Raw genomic sequence first — 16,305 nt, forward strand, 5'->3', positions numbered from 1 at the left:
CGCGCTGCTGCTGTCGATGTCTGCGCGCTTGTTCGATCTCTCAAAAGGCCCAGACGAAACACGCTCCAAGGCAGACTGAAATCACCACGAGCAAGAATGCCCGATCGCTGGCGGTCTGGATCATGAAATGGTCCAACGCAAATCAAACTTCAAAGCCAAGGAAACGTGCTGAAAAGCGGCTCGATCAGGGGACGCTGACGCCCGGCATCGGACCCGTCGGGCGGATCGACATGCTGGCCGGCGGCTCCCGCGCGAACGCTGCCAGTGCCATCAGGACAGCGCATGACAAGGCGACAAAAAAGCCGAGGCGCCATCGCCTCTCCGTCCGGTCGTCGTCGGACCTCTCGATCCGGCGCGTGCCCGTTGCTGTGCGCATCGCTGATCTCCGACTATCGTTACGGCCGGAGAACCCGTCCCCAGCCCCCGCGCCGAATATCGCGTCACGCGATGCGTCTGAAAACCACCTAGAAAGGTGGTCCGCCGTACCTTATGAAGGTCACGCAGGTCGGCGACCTGCACACGCTTTGGGAACGACATGCCGCTCTCCACGGATTCCTCCGGTCCGCAAAATCAAGAAGTCTACGCACTCTGGGATCGACTCGCCGACTTCTCGGTCGGCGACGGCGACGCCGCACTGACACATTTGCTGTCGGCACTGTGCGGCATGTTGTCGGCACGCAATGCGCTGTGGGGCGTGGTCGTGCGGCTGCCTTCGTCCAGGCGGGCCGATCCCCTGCTCGGCTGGCGTCCGCGCCTCGTCCGCGTGCTGGACCCGATACCGGCGGTGGCCGCATCGGTGCAGAAGCAGTACGACACGCTCTGGTCCGACAAGGTCGACCTCTCCCAGATTCTTTCCATGTCGGGAGATGAGCCGTTCCGCGTCCGCCTGCTGTTCGAAGCGCTGCCTCCGGAATGGTTCGAGGGCGAGCACTATCGGCGGCACTATCTGGACGTCGGCTTCGCCGACAGCATTTCCGTCCGCATGGCCCTCAACGACGACGTGAGGATTCGCCTGTTCGTGTTTCGCGACGCACAGGCCCCCCGCTTCTCGGCGCAGGACGCCCAGCGCCTGGGCTTCACCATGCGCGGGTTGAGATGGTTTCACCGGCAACAACTGCTCAGCCACGGTCTGCTCATCGCCAACGCGCCCCTGACACCGACTGAGCGCAGGGTGTTGCTCGCGCTGCTCGACGGGCACACGGAAAAGCAGATCGCGCAGAAGCTCAACCAGAGCCCGAACACCACGCACTTCCACGTCAAGTCGATCTACGCCAAGTTCGGCGTGCGCAATCGCGCGGCGCTCACCGCGCTGTGGCTCGGCAAGCTGCGATGATCGGGACGCGGTTTGGGCCGGGGCCATCCAAGTGATCGGCTGCCTTGCCGCCGCCGAGATCATCGCCGGTCCACCCGTGATCACGGCTTGCTCGTCATTTGCTGTTGAGCCTGATGGCATCAACAGTGCCCTGGATGAAGGCCTGGAGTTTCGCGATGTCGCCCTCCCTCAACTTGCCGCTGAAGTCAGGCATGCCCCGGTCGCGGAATGGACCGTGGAAGACGATGTCTCTCAGATTGTTGATCGTGTCGGCGCCGACATAGCCGAGATTGATGATGTTGCCGCCGCGGCCGACGCCGGGCACGCCGTGGCAGGCGACGCAGGCCGCCGTGACATAGATCTCCCCGCCCTCCCTGATGTCCTTCGGGTCGTACTTCACGCCCTGCAGCAGACCTTCGGTCTGATACTTGACGAACGCCGGCAGCTTCGCCGTGCCGCCGAGCGCGTAGGTGTAGATCGTTCCGGGATTCTGGTATTCGGTCGCGCGATGAGCAAGGCCGTAGGAGCCGCCCCAGCCGACCGCAATCGAGATGTATTGCCTGTCACCGACCATGTAGGTTGCGGCAGCCGCCATCGCGCCGGTCCCGGTCGGGATGTCCCACAGCCTGGTTCCGTTTGCTGCGTCATAAGCGACGAAGCGGCCATCCGCCGTCCCCTGGAAAACCAGATTGCCGGCGGTGGTCAGCGTGCCGCCGTTCCACGGCGACACGTGCTCGACGCGCCAGACTTCCTTCTGATGCACGGGATCCCAGGCGAGCAGACGTCCGAATGGGGCCGACGTCGGCGGGTTGAAAACGAAGCCGATATTCCCGCCCATGATGGAGCCGAGCTTGCCTGGCGCAGCGGCATTCTGCACGAACGACTTTTCCGGCGTCAGATTGACCGGGATGTGCTGCGCCGGAAGGTAGACGAGGCCGGTCAGCGGATTGAAGGACATCGGCTGCCAGTTGTGGGCGCCGTCCGGTCCCGGAATGGACTCGTATTGATCCGCGTCGCGCGCCGCCGGCAGTTCGATCGGCCGTCCGTTGGCGTCGTATCCCGTCGCCCAATTCACATCGACGAAGTTCTTCGCCGAGATGAACTTGCCGTTGGTGCGATCGATGACGAAGAAGAAGCCGTTTTTCGGCGCGTGCAGGATCACCTTGCGCGGCACGCCGTCGATCTCGATGTCGGCCAGGATCATCGGCTGGGTTGCGGTATAGTCCCAATTGTCGCCGGGCGTCTCCTGGTAGTGCCAGATATACTGGCCGGTGTCGGCGTTGAGCGCGACGATGGAGGCGAGATAGAGATTGTCGCCACCCGACGGACTGCGCAGCTTGCGATTCCAGGGACCGCCGTTGCCGGTGCCGACGTAAACCATGTTCAGGTCGGGATCGAACGTGATCGAGTCCCACGGCGTGCCGCCGCCCCCGTTGATCCAATATTTGCCGGCGGGATCCCAGGTCTTCGCCGCGGCTTTCATCGACGCGTCCTCGAACGGCTTCGATGGATCCCCGGGCACCGTGAACCAGCGCCAGAGTTGATGACCCGTCTCGCTGTCATACGCCGTGATATATCCGCGCGCACCGTATTCGGCACCGCTCTGGCCGATCACGACCTTGCCGTTGAAGACACGCGGGGCGCCGGTGATCGTGTAGGAATGCGCGTGATCGATCAGCGTGTCCGTTTCCCAGACCTTGGCCCCGGTCGCGGCATCGAGCGCGATCAGGCGTCCGTCATAGGCGGCGACGAAGACCCTGCCCTTGTAGAGGGCGAGGCCGCGGCTGACAGCGTCGCAGCAACCCCGATAGGTCTTTGAGCGGTCAACGCCCGGATCGTACGACCAGATTTTTGTCCCGGTCCGCGCGTCGATGGCATGGACCACGTTCCAGGGTGCCGCCTGATACATGATGCCGTCGACGACGAGGGGCGTTGCCTCTATCCCGCGCGATGATTCAAGATTGTAGCTCCAGACGAGGCCGAGACTCCCGACGTTGTCGGTGTTGATCTGATCGAGCTTGCTGAACCGCGTCTCGGCGTAGTCGAGGCCGACGGTCGGCCAGTCCCTGGATGTTGTCGTATTGGCCTTGATGAAATCGCTGTCGACCCGCGCCATATCCGCCTTGATGCGGTCCGGCGCCGCGCTGGTCCCGGTCTGCGCCCAAGCACTGGACGAGAGGGAAAGACTGAGGAGGGATAGAACGACACGGATCCGGCGGAAGGCGATCTGGATGTTGAACCGATTGCCCGACTCGTTTTCCGGCCATTGGCACGCTGTGTTGGATCGTCCCATGCTTCACCTTCTTCCGCACACGTCGAGACCAGGATGCGTGCGAGCGCCCGCATCCGTTGAGATGAGGCGTCAAAGCTGCCGCGACGGTGCTACTGAAGCATTTCAGTCCGGACGGACCCGATTGCAGTTGTAAGAAAGCGTCCCGCGCCGAACGAAGGCGCCTCGAAAAAAATCTTCAACCCTCGGCAGTCAAGCCCGGCCGGCAACTAGTTCCAGGTCGCCGAAGTCAAGCGAACACGACAGCCGCGCTAAGGCGTTTTCAATCCAGCGGGACGTTCAGACTGGTCCCCTTGGTGATGATGCCACCACGGTTGCCGATCTCGATCGAGCCGTAGCGCTGCCTGAAGCAATCGGGCAGCGGCCGGTCGCCTTCCATGCTGAGCCAGAGGCGCAACAAATGACGCTTCTGGCTTGCATTGGGCCAGTCGCGGAAGCCGGTCCGGTCATGCAGCAAGGCATGATTGTAGACGAACTGCATGTCGCCCGGCTGCAGCCGCATGTCGAAATGCAGCGCGGGGTCATTTGCGAGCGCGTCGAACAGATCGAGCGCCTCGACGTGAACAGGCGTCAGTCTCGGCGCATCGGGAAAGCGCTGCGCGCTGTCGATGTACTGGCGTTGATAGAAGCCGGTCAGGAATCCCGCATGCCAATTCAGCACCGGGATTTCGAGATATGGCTTTTGGTTCTCCGGCACCTCGCCTCGCCGGTCCGTCGCGATGGGCTCGAACAGGAGGGCAGCAAGGTCGGGACGTCTGTCGAACATCTCGTTGTAGATGGTCGAGGTACTAACGAGGAGAGAGTCCCCTCCCTCCATCGCCTCGCGAATGCATAACAAGCCGACCACGTCGGACGAATCCGTGTGGAATGTCTGTCGTTCCGACGTCTGATAAATGCGGGTGTTCGGATCCCTCGCGTCCGCGCCGACGTCGCGGACGTGACCTAGAATGTGACCCGCTGCATTCTGGGACCGCGCCGATCCGAGATGCGCGCCCACGCCGCAAAATATCGTCGCGGCAAACTCCTGGCTGTAGTTTGCCACAGGCAAGCCGCGGATGACCTCGAAGCCGAGGCCAGCCAGCAGCGTTGTCTTGAGCTCTTCCAGGTGCGCCCCGAAGCGGGGAAGCGGAAAGCTCTCTTTGGTGATGTCAGCGATCTTTTTGGTTTTGCGAAGATATGATTCAGCCGCGCTCTCGAGCTCGGCGATTTCGCTGGGAGCAAGCGATATCAGCCATCGATCGGGATTGGCCTTCATCTCGGCACCAAGCCAGGCCGATGGAATGTCGATCTTCCCTTGCGGGCGATTGATCCCGCTGGTCGCTGAGACCACATTCATCGTGCTGGCTCCTGGGAAGATTGGTCGTCAGACAGGACGTCGGACCATCGACGATATTGTGCCGACCGCTTGTTTGCAACTTGGCGAGGCCAGATGCACTGACACCGCGGGATATCGCCCACGTGCCGATAGGCGGCATCGATCAGCCCGGCGGAACCATGCTGTCAGGCGCAAACTCGGTCGGCAGGCCGTCGATGCTCTTCATGTTCTTCAGCCGCCAGTACTTCCTGAGATTGTCGAGACCCTGCTTGGTCCAGTAGCGCACGAGGCTGCCGCGCTCCTCTTTGTAGTCGAACAGCGGCACGCCCATGCCGCACGAGGTCTGCACGAGATCGACCGAGAGCCGCACGATCTGGCGCGCGCCGGCGACGTCCTCGAACTGCGGAATGAGATCGTCGTAGTCCGGCGTGCCGCGCATCAGCGATCGGCCCTGGCCGTAGAGCCGCAGGATCATCGGCGCGCCCTCGAAGGCGCAGAACATGATGGTCAGCCGCTTGTCCGGCGAGGCGACCAGATGCGCGCGGGTCTCGCTACCGCTGCCGGTGCAATCGAGGTAGGCGACGTCATTCTCCCCGAGCACCCCGAATGAGGACAGGCCCTTGGGCGAGACGTTGATGCGTCCCTTCGGCGGGGCGCTGGCGACGAAGAAGATCTTCTGCTGCGCGATGAATGCCGCGTGCTCCGGTTCGATCTTTGCGAATTGCTTGCCCATGCCCGTTCGTCCTCCGCGGCGTTCAAGCCGAACTAACACTTCAAATGTACCGGTTTAAGAACACACCTTATCCTAGTATAAATACCACCATGAAAGCACAGGACCCGATCTCTCCAGCGCTCTCCCTCAGCACGTTCCTGCGGGCGCTCCGGGAGCGCCAGTCTCCGGCAGAATTCGGCCTCGCCGCCGGACCACGACGGCGCACGCCAGGCCTTCGACGCGAGGAGGTCGCGCAGCTCTGCGGCTTGAGCGCCACCTGGTACACCTGGATCGAGCAGGGCCGCGACGTCTCCGTCTCCGCCGCGACGCTGGCGCGCCTCGCTCGCGGACTGCGCCTGTCACGCGCCGAGCGCAGCTACCTGTTCGAGGTCGCGGGCAAGCGCGATCCCGAGAGGCCCGGCCACAGGGACGATCCGCCCGAGAGCGTGCTGGCCTGCGTCGATGCGATCGACGGTCCCGCCTACATCCTCGATCGCACCTGGGGGGCGCGGCGCTGGAACGCGAAAGCCGCCAGCCTGTTTGCGGGATGGCTCGATGCCGACGGCGAAAAGAATCTGTTGCGCTACATCTTCCTCAGGTCCGAGGCCCGAACGCTCATCCTCGACTGGACGTCCCGCGCGCATCGCGTCGTGGCGGAATTCCGCGCCGCGGTGAGCGGTTATTCCGATGATCCGGATGTTCGCCGGCTCGTCGACGAACTGCGCGTCGGAAGCCCCGACTTCGCGCGCTGCTGGGAGACACAGGGCGTGTTGGCACGCGAAGGCGGCGAGCGCGCGTTCAATCATCCGGCCATGGGACTGCTGCACTATCAGCAGGTGTCGCTGTCGCTCGCGGGCTGGCCCGACTATCGGCTGACGATGCTGCTGCCTGCATCACCCGTACGCGATCGATGACGGGGATCAAGGTCGCCGGCCACACGCTCGAACCGGAGTACCGACACCGGTGTGCCGGGGGCGTCCAGCCAGCTAGACCAACAAATCATGCGTCGGATGGTGCCCAACACCTCCTGCGTGATCAATGGCGCCTTGCTCGGCGTGTGAAGGGGCAATCAGGTTTACATCCTGGATCAGAGCCAGTCCATTATTTCCGGCATTGTGCAGCCCATTTTCAACGGTATCCGGTCCGTGGTTATCCTCAAAATGATCCGGATGTTTGGCCTCTGCCATATCGTTCTTGAAATGAAAGGAATCTCCGAGCCCGGGCGCAGCTGCTGTTTGTGCCGGACCGGAGTCATCGGCAGCTTGGTGGTTGCCACCAGCATTCTCGCTCGGCCCCCCATGCAGATGTTCAGAAGCGTTTAGATGCGCCTTGTGCAAGTCAGGTTGCGATTGGCTGGAATTGGCATGGCTACCCGGTGCATCATCCTTGACATGCTTCTTGCCGACCGTGGCGTCGTCCTTTGAAGCGTCCACGTCGCGATGCAATTGTCCACGATTGGGTTCGTGTTCCGGTGGCCCGTGCTCGGCATGCGGCTTGTCTTTTGCGGCGCCTTCCTCCGAAACATGCGAGTCACGCTGCGATTGCCTTTGAGTCGGCTCCTGTCCCGGTGGCTCGTGCTCGGCATGCGGCTTGCCCTTTGTGGCGCCTTCTTCCGAAACATGGACATCACGCTGCGATTGCCCCTGAGTTGGATCGTGTTCCGGCGACCCGTACTCGGCATGCGGCTTGCCCTTTGTGGCGCCTTCTTCTGAAACATGCAAATCACGCTGCGATTGCCCCTGAGTTGGATCGTGTTCCGATGACCCATGCTCGGCATGCGGCTTGCCAGCTGCGGCGCCTTGCTCCGAAACATGCAAATCACGCTGCGATTGTGCATGATTGGATCCGTCGACTTCGGTCGCCTGCGTTGCGCCGTATCCGGCATTTCTCGGCGCGTCCGTTCCGCCCGCCTGTTCGAAGCCGCCATGATCGATCAGAGCGTCGATGGCACCGGCTCCAACGTGAGGGGTGCCGTCGCCCCTGACGCTATCCTCGCTCGCGGCTGCACCTGTGATCTGAAGTTCGTCGCCTCTGCCGACTATATCGCCTCGGGCACCCCCGAAGGCGAATGATTCACTATGTATTCCGGGATTGAGCCAGGCCAGGGTGTCGAAGCCATTAAGGTTCGCATCGACGCCGCCAGCCGTATTGAGGACGGCCAATTCGCTGGTTGCGTTTGCGGCATCCGATGCAAAGAAATCGCTCGGGCTATCGGAAAAAGTGAACGCCTGCGCGGGGCTGGCAAGGAGTTCGTAAATCGAGACTCCGACCGCCATCAATGCGAACGTGCCAAAGCTGCTCAGGCCCAGCCTTGGAGGGGTGGGCGTCGGCAATGCGATCGTGCTGGCGGCAATATCGGCACGGGATTCGACGAGCTTGGCCCGCGTCGGACTGTCAGCTACAGAATTCTCAACGCGGCCGACTTTGGCCGTTTTGCCGGGAGCAGCGGCAGTTTTCTGGGGGGTGATTTTGATGGTCACGACCGCGCCGGTACCGTCTGCGGCCATCACCGTGACTGTATCGGTATATGCATGATCAACTGCGCCCGCGCTTGCGGATTGAACGTCATCTAGCGCTGCCCAAATCAGAGCTGCAAGCGCGCCGACCCCGCCGTACAGGCGCGACAGGGCGAACGTCGCGAGTCCCCTGCGGTTTTTGATCTCAAGCTGTGCAGATATGTGATCGACTTGCGCGTTGATGGTGCCTGTGGCGACCTTAAGCTGGCGCGCAATCTCCTTGTTCGACATGCCGCAGGCGACCAGACGCATAATCTTGCGCTCCAGATCCGTCAGCGCTGCCAGCCCATTTTCGCCAAACGCGCCGTCGGCTGCCTTGGGGGCAGCCAGCCGGTCCGCCGTCGGTGCCACCAGCCTCAGGGACTGCATCAAGGTTTCGGGCTCCTCGCGCATCGGAATCCCAGCGCAGGCACCGGCTGCGATTGCGGCAGCGAGATCGCCTCGCGCAATGGATGCGGTGTAGAAGACCAGCCGTGTGGGAAGGTGTTCGGCATTGACGGCGGCGAGCATCTCGGAGGCCGTCACGTCAGGAAATCCGTCCTCTACAAGCGCGACATCTGGCGTCAACCTCCGAACTGCCTCGAGGCAGTCGGCTCCATTATTGCAAGACGCAACGATCTCGAAATCGCTCTCCGCCGCAAATAGCGGCTCAAAGCCCTGCAGCACGATCGGACGGCGATCTGCTATCAAGAGTCGGATACGAAGCATCTACTCCACCTGCCCCGGCGTTCCGTCGCCCGGCAAGGGCGACCTGGATTCAACGGCGTCACTTCAAGATCAGCGCGGCAAGGCCCCTCCGGTAGAGACGAGACGGAGGGGCCTTAATGCTGTTCCAGGGATCTGAGGTCGTCGACGAGGGCGGCTTCAATCTGGTGCAAGTGCTCTGCGGTCAGGCCCTTCGAAAAGTCTTTGACGAGCTGCCGGCAGCGCTCTAGGCGCTCTTCCAGTATCCGCTTTTCCCGGTCCTTGTTCATGGAACGGTGAATACCCCAATCGCGTGAAGTCAGCGTCCTTCGCGTCGATTAACGGAGGATCAATCCATGTGTTCCAAGCCCACGTTAAGATAGTGCCGTGGGCGGGGTCCAAGCCTGATGCTGGCGCCACGTCCACTCGCGAGATGCTGAACCCGGGATCACGACGGGCGCCGGCACCACCTCGCGGCGGTACATTTCTCGCCTATCGAAGCTGCTCTATCTTTGCAGCCATATCGGGAGCGCGACTGACCCTGTAGGTCATGTTGCTGCATTTGAGGACCCAAACATCGTGATCCGCTCTCGAGCGCTTCGCGTCCTTCGTCGCGCCAAGGGCCTTGTCGCAGGCAAAGCCTTGCAATCGGATCTGCGCAGCCAGCATATCCCGCGGCGTTTCGGTGCTTGCCTGCTGTTGCGCCTGGGCTGAGGAGATCGAGCCAAGAGCAGCCGCACCTGCTACGATCGATACAAGAAGCTTGCTCATGCCGAAGCTCTCCATGCCTTCTGTTGCCAACCCAAGGTGACGGGAGCGCGTCCGCATGGCGCGCGACCGGTCGATAGCGGCGGCAGTCGCTCGGTGCGCACAGATGCGGGCCGCCCTTCAGAACTCTACGCGGAATGCGGACGGAGGGTTGACATGGATCAATGCTGTCGCTCGCGGACAGCAGCTTTACGATGGCGCCGCTCACGTGCCGCTCGGCGAGCCAGCCGTGTTCGATCGCGCTGGGCCATCCCCGCGCCGATTTCGCGTTCATGCCCTTGCAGCTGGAATCCGGACACGAAGGGCGGGGCCGACTGATCAGATCATAACGGTTCCCGAAGAAAGCACGAACGTGATCGCACCGGGCGCGCGCGCCCATGCTCGCATGGCTTTGTTGGCAGCTCGCAGAACCGAGGGGCGCAAGATTTGAATTGCATCGCGGATGGTCGCCCTGATCGGCTGACGGCCGATCCGTCCGGGCAGTCGAGCAACCCGGAGCGCGCGCACCATCGTTTCGGGATCGGGAAGTTCTTCTTTACCCTTATCTTGCAAAAGGCTCCAAATGAGACGTTTGAGATCGAACGTCTCCCGGTCAATTTGAGCGAACGATCCGGTTGCCGTGATGCAGGCATGGTCGGTCATGTCGTAAAAGACGAGGCCATCGTCGATGGCCACCATATCGCCGTGACAGGCCAGATCGATGAAGAACAGTTGGTCTACCCCCCATCTTATCGACTGGTAGTTTCGCATTCGGCAGCCGGCTTCGATGACCTTGCTGTTGACCAGAAGGGTCGAAGGGACAATTCCGAGCAACCGCGTCTTGCCCGCCAAATAGAGATCCGCCAGGCACTCCTGACTCGAATACAGGTAAACGTCGCTGCCTCGCCGATACCTTATGCCCTTGTCCTGCACCAGATGGGACGTGGAGGTCATGAACGCCGCGGCCGGGTAAGCCATCGCAAGTCCCGCGAAAATCCGCAGCGCCCCCGGCGCAAGCCAGTCATCGTCATGTAGCAGCTTGATCCAGTGACCGCGGCACGAGAGCATCGCGTTGTTTGTGTTCTCGACCTGACCACGGCCCTCGCGGTTCTCGACCACCCGGATGCGGGGGTCTCGGCGGGCATAGTCGGACCAAACTTGCCAACTTTCGCCAGCCGGCTTTTCGTCATCACTGATGACCAATTCCCAATCGGAGAAATCCTGCTGCAGCACACTTTCGATCGCACGGCGCAGCATATCCGGACGGCGGAAGGTTGGTATCGCGATCGAAATGAAGGGTCGGAGTTCCCCTCGGGCACTTCCGTTTCGATCGGCCTGAAGTGATCCCATCATTGGCCCCTCATTCATCGAAGCGGCTATTGGAACTCGCATCCTCATCGTTGGTCGAGCGCATCTGCGGGCATGATGAACGTTCTCGCACTGACCACGTTGAGTTGGCCGATTGATGAACCGCGAGGGCGACGGCAGTCACCGTCCATTCGCATGAAGCATAGTGTCGCAGTCCGCGATTTCTAGAAGAGCGACCGCATCATATGCGGGAGATGAATTTGCAATCGGCAGTTGATGTCGCTGACGCCTCGCGTCCGCCAGGGGGCACATGCGGTCATCCCAGCCCTGTCTGACCTGGGTCCGCTCCAAACCGGAGGCTCTTTCAGATCGCCAGAACAAATCTGAGCTGCCGGCGGAGCTCCTTTGGCACAATCGAGTCGGATGAAGAGAGAGGCCATTGAATGTGGTACAGCCAGATTCAGCAATCTTGGTACTGTTTTACGATCAGGCGCAACGCATCTATTCGCTGACACGAGCGACCGTAGCAATCCTGATCCGGGCTTAGCGGGAGCCCTGGTCGACGCAAACAGCGCGGATCGCATACACGCAGACAGGAGTTCCACGCTGCCTGGCATTTTGTGGATGGCCGGCGCGCTTACGCCCCCATGCAAACATTCCCATCAAAGAGACAAATGACCGAGGAGATCATCCCCATGAAGGCGATCGTTGTAACGGACCAGGCCGCGGGAACGGCCGGGATGAAGTTGGTGGACCGGCCCCTGCCGCAGGCAGCGATAAACGACGTTGTGGTTCAGGTTCGGGCGTCGGGATTTGTCCCGACTGAGTTGACGTGGCCCTCAACCTGGACCGATCGCCTCAATCGTGACCGAATACCGTCGATCCCTGGGCATGAGCTGGCCGGGGTGGTCACGGCTCTCGGATATGGCACGACGGGTCTGTCGGTGGGACAACGGGTCTTCGGCCTCGCGGACTGGTATCGCGACGGCACGCTGGCCGAGTATGTGGCGATCGAGGCACGCAACCTCGCGCCGTTGCCGGGCGACGTCGACTTCGCGGTGGGAGCGAGCCTGCCGATCTCGGGTCTGACCGCATGGCAAGGGCTGTTCCAGCACGGCCGCCTTCAGGCAGGACAGAGCGTCCTTGCGCACGGCGCGGCCGGCGCAGTCGGGTCGATGGTGACGCAACTCGCACGAGAGGCCGGCGCCTACGTCATCGGGACCGGACGCGCAGCCGACCGCCAAACGGTGCTCGACTTCGGCGCGAAGGAGTTCGTCGACCTCGACAACGACGCGCTGGAAGATGTCGGCAAAGTCGATCTGGTGTTCGATGTCATCGGCGGTGACATCCAGAAGCGGTCCGCAAAAATGATTCGAGCCGGAGGAACACTGGTGACCATCGTCGGGCCGGCCGAGGCGCGGCCCTCCGACGGCCTGGCGGTCGACTTCGTCGTCGAGTCCGATCGTGCCCAACTGATTGAGATCGTCCAGCGGGTGCGGGACGGACGACTGCGGACAAACATCGGCAACGTCTCGACCTTCGACGCGGCCGTCACCGCATTGAATCCGACCAAGCGACGCAAAGGCAATACGATTATCCGCGTTCGTCCCTGAAACAAGCACTCATGCACGTGGTCGGCCGACGCTGTCCAGCGCCGGTCGGATGTTGAGATGTCTGCAACGGGTTACGAGCTGCCGATGACAGCCACGCGCGGCGACTTCCGCTTTGGACTCAAAAGCCGACGGTTATGAGCACACGCCACGACGAGCTTCGATCCGGCTCTACCCGATCAGCTGCTTCGCCGCCGCCGAGATCATCACCAGCCCGCCGGTGATCACGGCAACGTCGAGGATCGCGGCGTGGATGTGCACGGGCATCCGTTCGACAAAAGCCTTTGCGAGGAATGCGCCGGGGATCGCGATGCCGCCGATCAGCAGCGCGAAGGCGAGCACCTGCGCGGTGACGGCGCCGGCGAGGCCGAACACCGAGATCTTGATCAGGCCGGTGCCGAGCGAGATCAACGCGTCGGTTGCGATCACGGCGGCGCCTTCGAGGCCTGCCGCCATCAGCAGCGACAGCAGGATTACGCCGGAGCCCGAGGTGCCGCCGACCAGCACGCCGTAGCCGACCGAGCCCGCGGCAAGGCCGCTGTCGCCGATCCTGACCTGGCGGCGGCGGAGCACGCGGCGCAGCGGCACGCTCAGGATCAGCATGGTCCCGATCACGATGGCCGCGCCCGCATTGGTGAGGCGCGTGTAGCCGTAAGCGCCGAGCGCGGTCGTCAGCGCCGCGCAGGCGAGCACGATCAGCGCGCGGCGGCGATCGACATGACGGAGATAGGCGAGTGCACGGCTGGAATTGGTGAGCATCGCGGAGATCGCGATGATCGGCACCACGGGCTCGGCGCCGACCAGCGGCACCAGCACCAGGGGCATCAGCGCGCCGGTGCCGTAACCGGCAAGACCACCGATGATCGAAGCAAACAACGCCATCAACGCGACCAGCAGAAGCTGAAAGATCGAGATGTCGGCGAAGCCTGAAACGATGGTCACGTTCTCTCGTCGCGGCTGACGCGTGCCGCAGCTTGATCGGCGATGGAAGCGAGTGCGGCCTCGTCTAGTGGAAAATCCGCCGCAAGCCAAGCGTCCTCGGCGAGTGTCAACACATGTCCGAGTGCAGGGCCTTCGGCCAGACCGCGCGCGATGAAGTCGGTGGCGCGCAGCGGAAATTTCGGCGCAGTCCAACGCTGCGGCAGCTCGGCGAGCGCGCGCCAGCGCGGTGAATGCACGTCGTCCGCCGCCCTCGCCCAGGCGAGCAACACGCGATCGTGATAGCGCTCCGCGCCGAGCCGGTAGAGCAGCCGCCGCGCATGGGCTTCGTCCATGGCGGCAAACCGCCACCAGCGGTGTCCCATCGAATCCAGCGCCTTGGCCTCGGCATTGGAGAGACGTAAGCGCGTCGCGACGCGCTTGGCGTCTTCCGTCACGGCCACCGTCAGCGCAGCCAGACGCCGCGTGCTGCTGGCGGTGAGGCCGAGTTCGCGCTCGATCGCGATCATCGCCGTGAGCGGCCCGGGATAGGCAACGCCGCCGATCAGCGCCTGCAGCAATCCGCCGTCGGCCATGGCGAGCGCGGCCGCGGATGCGCCGCCGGCCAGCAGCAGCTTCAGCATCTCCATCCGCACCCGCTCGGCCGACAGGGTGGCGAGGCCCGCACGCCCGCGGATGCAGGCAAGATTGCCGTCGCGGTCGGGCTCGCCGGCGCCAAAGGCGGCGTGGATGCGGAAGAAGCGCAGGATGCGCAAATAGTCTTCGGCGATGCGCTGGTCGGGATCGCCGATGAAGCGCACGCGCCGCGTCCTGGCGTCCGCGATGCCGCCGACGTAATCGTAGACGATGCCTGCCGCATCGACCGACAGGCCGTTCATGGTGAAGTCGCGCCGCTCGGCGTCCTTCACCCAGTCGCGGCCGAACGCGACCTTGGCCTTGCGGCCGAAGGTCTCGGTGTCCTCGCGCAGCGTCGTGACTTCATAGGGGTGGCTGTCGATGACGAGCGTGACGGTGCCGTGATCGATCCCGGTCGGCACGCTCTTGATGCCGGCCTTTTTGGCGCGCCGGACCACTTCTTCCGGCAGCGCCGTGGTCGCGATGTCGATGTCGCCGGGCACGAGGCCGAGCAGCGCGTTGCGGACGGCGCCGCCGACCACCCGCGCCTCCTCGCCATCGGTGCCCAGCAATTGCAAGACGCGCGAGGTGCCGCCTGCGGTCAACCAGGGCGCATCGGCGAGTATCGGCTCCGCGCTCATCGTTCCGCCCCTATCTTTCCGTGCCCGGCACGAGCTTGCCGTTCTCGATATGGGCGGGAATGTAGGTCGAATCCGGGGCGGCGCCGGAGAAATGCGCCAGTCCGATCAGGCCGGCGATCACCAGCACCAGCGCGCACAGGATCAGGCGCGCGACGACCGTGACCGGCCAGGACGAGCGCGCGAACAGGCCGGAGCGGCTGGCGGCCAGGAACAACGCATAGACGGCAAAAGGGATGAGGAAGATTCCGATCTCGGTCAGAACCGTCCGGATCATGATGAATAGATCCGCTCATACAGCACACGCAGCATTCCGGCCGTCGCACCCCAGATGTAGCGTTCTGCAAACGGCATCGCGTAGTAAAAACGCTCCATGCCGCGGAACTCCTTGCTGTGCAACTGGTGGTTCGCCGGATCCATCAGGAAGGATAGCGGCACCTCGAACGCGTCATCAACCTCGGAATGGTTGATGGTCAGTTCGAAGCCGGGCCGCACCTTGGCGACCGTCGGCAGGATGCGGAAGCCGAAGCCGGTGCCGTAGAGATCGAGATAGCCGATCGGCTCGACGAAGTCTCTGGACAGGCCGACCTCCTCCTCGGCCTCGCGCAGCGCCGCATCGAGCGGCGAGGAATCGGTCGCATCGATCTTGCCGCCGGGAAAGGCGATCTGGCCGGCATGGTCGTTGAGATGCGCCGAGCGCTGCGTCAGCAGGATGGTCGGCTCGGGCCGGTCGACCACCGCGATCAGGACCGCTGCGGGACGCACCGGCTGTTCGCGGGCCACGATCTCCAGCATCTTGTCGGTGCCGGGATCGCCCGAGGCCGGAATGATGTTCGGGTCGAACAGGCCGGGCGGCACGTCGAAGTGCAGCCGCGCCCGGGAGCGGGCGAAGAAGTCCGCAGCGCCAAGGGCTGCCGGATCGCTCTTCAGGATAGGCTTGTTCAAAGTGCGGCCCTCACCTGCTCCGCATCGGCCATGGCGAAGAATTCGCCGGCCGACTCGACGCCGAACATCGGCTGGCCATCGACCATCCGCTCCTCGCCCATGTCAACCAGATCGTAATAGAGCGCGCGGGTCACCTTGGCCCAGAGATCGGCGCGGACATGCAGATAGGGCGTCAGCCCGCCGTCCCTGGCCTGCTCGAACCGGAGCCGGTGCGCGACGTCGCAGGTCACCCAGTCGTCGACATTGGTGCGGAAGCTCAGCACGCGATGGTTGTCCTCGTCGCTCTTCAGCATCTCGACCGCCATGAACGGCGCGTCGTCGACGCGAATGCCGACCTTCTCCACCGGCGTGACCAGGAAGTGCTTGTCGCCCTCGCGCTTGAGGATGGTCGAGAACAGCCGGACCAGGGCGTGACGCCCGATTGGCGTCCCCATGTAGAACCAAGTACCATCGGAGGCGATTCGGATGTCGAGATCGCCGCAAAACGGCGGATTCCACAGATGCACCGGAGGCAGGCCCTTTTTGGCGCCTTCGGCATTGGCAGCACTTTTGGCGGCGGCAGTCAGCCCCTCAAGACCGCGTTCGGCGCTCTGCCCTTGGTTCGCCATGGTTTGCCCTGACTTTGTCATTTGGCACGATTGGTGCAGGTCTACGTTGTCAATCGGTGTGTGGTT

At 63.1% G+C, this 16,305-nt stretch carries 15 protein-coding genes and 1 pseudogene; 3 read left to right on the forward strand and 13 right to left on the reverse strand.

Features of this window, described 5'->3' with window-relative positions; translation table 11 throughout:
• Positions 1-184 precede the first annotated feature (184 nt).
• Positions 185-376: a hypothetical protein gene (locus RAD16_RS19800; RefSeq protein ID WP_458159577.1), complete on the reverse strand. Its 192-nt coding sequence runs from the start codon at positions 374-376 to the stop codon at positions 185-187.
• A 159-nt stretch (positions 377-535) separates the two neighbouring features.
• Here RAD16_RS19800 and RAD16_RS19805 point away from each other — a divergent pair, with 159 nt between their 5' ends.
• Complete coding sequence (locus tag RAD16_RS19805) at positions 536-1,333, forward strand: helix-turn-helix transcriptional regulator (protein WP_458159578.1); 798 nt, start codon at positions 536-538, stop codon at positions 1,331-1,333.
• Positions 1,334-1,427: 94 nt separating this feature from the next.
• On the opposite strand, the gene RAD16_RS19810 is transcribed toward RAD16_RS19805, so the two are convergent.
• From RAD16_RS19810 to RAD16_RS19820, 3 genes are all read right to left on the reverse strand, one after another.
• Positions 1,428-3,605, reverse strand: coding sequence for a PQQ-dependent dehydrogenase, methanol/ethanol family (locus RAD16_RS19810; RefSeq protein ID WP_458159579.1), 2,178 nt, complete (start codon positions 3,603-3,605; stop codon positions 1,428-1,430).
• Between the two features lie 259 nt (positions 3,606-3,864).
• Positions 3,865-4,938, reverse strand: coding sequence for a TauD/TfdA family dioxygenase (locus RAD16_RS19815; RefSeq protein ID WP_458159580.1), 1,074 nt, complete (start codon positions 4,936-4,938; stop codon positions 3,865-3,867).
• Between the two features lie 142 nt (positions 4,939-5,080).
• The gene (locus RAD16_RS19820; RefSeq protein ID WP_458159581.1) at positions 5,081-5,650 is read right to left on the reverse strand and encodes a pyridoxamine 5'-phosphate oxidase family protein; all 570 of its coding nucleotides are present in this window, start codon (positions 5,648-5,650) and stop codon (positions 5,081-5,083) included.
• 89 nt (positions 5,651-5,739) lie between these two features.
• Here RAD16_RS19820 and RAD16_RS19825 point away from each other — a divergent pair, with 89 nt between their 5' ends.
• Complete coding sequence (locus RAD16_RS19825) at positions 5,740-6,543, forward strand: helix-turn-helix transcriptional regulator (protein ID WP_458159582.1); 804 nt, start codon at positions 5,740-5,742, stop codon at positions 6,541-6,543.
• A 72-nt stretch (positions 6,544-6,615) separates the two neighbouring features.
• On the opposite strand, the gene RAD16_RS19830 is transcribed toward RAD16_RS19825, so the two are convergent.
• The 4 genes and pseudogenes from RAD16_RS19830 to RAD16_RS19845 form a co-directional block, all read right to left on the reverse strand.
• Entirely contained in the window at positions 6,616-8,853 is a 2,238-nt protein-coding gene (locus RAD16_RS19830; protein WP_458159583.1) for a LuxR C-terminal-related transcriptional regulator, read from the reverse strand.
• Positions 8,854-9,321: 468 nt separating this feature from the next.
• A complete protein-coding gene (locus RAD16_RS19835; RefSeq protein WP_458159584.1) occupies positions 9,322-9,600 on the reverse strand; it encodes a hypothetical protein in 279 nt (92 codons plus the stop codon).
• A 49-nt stretch (positions 9,601-9,649) separates the two neighbouring features.
• Positions 9,650-9,766: pseudogene (locus RAD16_RS19840) on the reverse strand (formylglycine-generating enzyme family protein); the annotation flags it as partial.
• A 149-nt stretch (positions 9,767-9,915) separates the two neighbouring features.
• Positions 9,916-10,929: a glycosyltransferase family 2 protein gene (locus tag RAD16_RS19845; protein ID WP_458159585.1), complete on the reverse strand. Its 1,014-nt coding sequence runs from the start codon at positions 10,927-10,929 to the stop codon at positions 9,916-9,918.
• Positions 10,930-11,579: 650 nt separating this feature from the next.
• Here RAD16_RS19845 and RAD16_RS19850 point away from each other — a divergent pair.
• Positions 11,580-12,497, forward strand: coding sequence for an NADP-dependent oxidoreductase (locus tag RAD16_RS19850; protein ID WP_458159660.1), 918 nt, complete (start codon positions 11,580-11,582; stop codon positions 12,495-12,497).
• Between the two features lie 168 nt (positions 12,498-12,665).
• On the opposite strand, the gene RAD16_RS19855 is transcribed toward RAD16_RS19850, so the two are convergent.
• From RAD16_RS19855 to RAD16_RS19875, 5 genes are read right to left on the reverse strand one after another with little or no spacing between them, the layout of a single operon-like run.
• Positions 12,666-13,436 carry a sulfite exporter TauE/SafE family protein gene (locus RAD16_RS19855; protein ID WP_458159586.1) on the reverse strand — a complete coding sequence of 257 codons (771 nt, stop codon included), beginning with the start codon at positions 13,434-13,436 and terminating at the stop codon, positions 12,666-12,668.
• On the reverse strand, positions 13,433-14,689 hold the full coding sequence (locus tag RAD16_RS19860; RefSeq protein WP_458159587.1) for a CCA tRNA nucleotidyltransferase: 1,257 nt from the start codon (positions 14,687-14,689) through the stop codon (positions 13,433-13,435). The genes RAD16_RS19855 and RAD16_RS19860 overlap by 4 nt, the downstream gene beginning before the upstream one ends.
• A 10-nt stretch (positions 14,690-14,699) precedes the next feature.
• Positions 14,700-14,963, reverse strand: coding sequence for a DUF6111 family protein (locus tag RAD16_RS19865; RefSeq protein WP_458159588.1), 264 nt, complete (start codon positions 14,961-14,963; stop codon positions 14,700-14,702).
• The gene (locus RAD16_RS19870) at positions 14,960-15,631 is read right to left on the reverse strand and encodes a CoA pyrophosphatase (RefSeq protein ID WP_458159589.1); all 672 of its coding nucleotides are present in this window, start codon (positions 15,629-15,631) and stop codon (positions 14,960-14,962) included. Before RAD16_RS19870 ends, RAD16_RS19865 begins: the two co-directional genes overlap by 4 nt.
• Complete coding sequence (locus tag RAD16_RS19875) at positions 15,628-16,239, reverse strand: DUF1285 domain-containing protein (protein ID WP_458159590.1); 612 nt, start codon at positions 16,237-16,239, stop codon at positions 15,628-15,630. The genes RAD16_RS19870 and RAD16_RS19875 overlap by 4 nt, the downstream gene beginning before the upstream one ends.
• Positions 16,240-16,305: the final 66 nt, after the last annotated feature.

The organism is Bradyrhizobium sp. 18BD (assembly GCF_054185225.1).

Bases quoted from the DNA above. Each gene is read 5' to 3' on its own strand.
- RAD16_RS19805 (WP_458159578.1), top strand. From the start codon at position 536: ATGCCGCTCTCCACGGATTCCTCCGGTCCGCAAAATCAAGAAGTCTAC.
- RAD16_RS19860 (WP_458159587.1), bottom strand. From the start codon at position 14,689: ATGAGCGCGGAGCCGATACTCGCCGATGCGCCCTGGTTGACCGCAGGC.
- RAD16_RS19875 (WP_458159590.1), bottom strand. From the start codon at position 16,239: ATGGCGAACCAAGGGCAGAGCGCCGAACGCGGTCTTGAGGGGCTGACT.
- RAD16_RS19815 (WP_458159580.1), bottom strand. From the start codon at position 4,938: ATGAATGTGGTCTCAGCGACCAGCGGGATCAATCGCCCGCAAGGGAAG.
- RAD16_RS19825 (WP_458159582.1), top strand. From the start codon at position 5,740: ATGAAAGCACAGGACCCGATCTCTCCAGCGCTCTCCCTCAGCACGTTC.
- RAD16_RS19820 (WP_458159581.1), bottom strand. From the start codon at position 5,650: ATGGGCAAGCAATTCGCAAAGATCGAACCGGAGCACGCGGCATTCATC.
- RAD16_RS19835 (WP_458159584.1), bottom strand. From the start codon at position 9,600: ATGAGCAAGCTTCTTGTATCGATCGTAGCAGGTGCGGCTGCTCTTGGC.
- RAD16_RS19850 (WP_458159660.1), top strand. From the start codon at position 11,580: ATGAAGGCGATCGTTGTAACGGACCAGGCCGCGGGAACGGCCGGGATG.
- RAD16_RS19845 (WP_458159585.1), bottom strand. From the start codon at position 10,929: ATGATGGGATCACTTCAGGCCGATCGAAACGGAAGTGCCCGAGGGGAA.
- RAD16_RS19830 (WP_458159583.1), bottom strand. From the start codon at position 8,853: ATGCTTCGTATCCGACTCTTGATAGCAGATCGCCGTCCGATCGTGCTG.
- RAD16_RS19800 (WP_458159577.1), bottom strand. From the start codon at position 376: ATGCGCACAGCAACGGGCACGCGCCGGATCGAGAGGTCCGACGACGAC.
- RAD16_RS19865 (WP_458159588.1), bottom strand. From the start codon at position 14,963: ATGATCCGGACGGTTCTGACCGAGATCGGAATCTTCCTCATCCCTTTT.
- RAD16_RS19810 (WP_458159579.1), bottom strand. From the start codon at position 3,605: ATGGGACGATCCAACACAGCGTGCCAATGGCCGGAAAACGAGTCGGGC.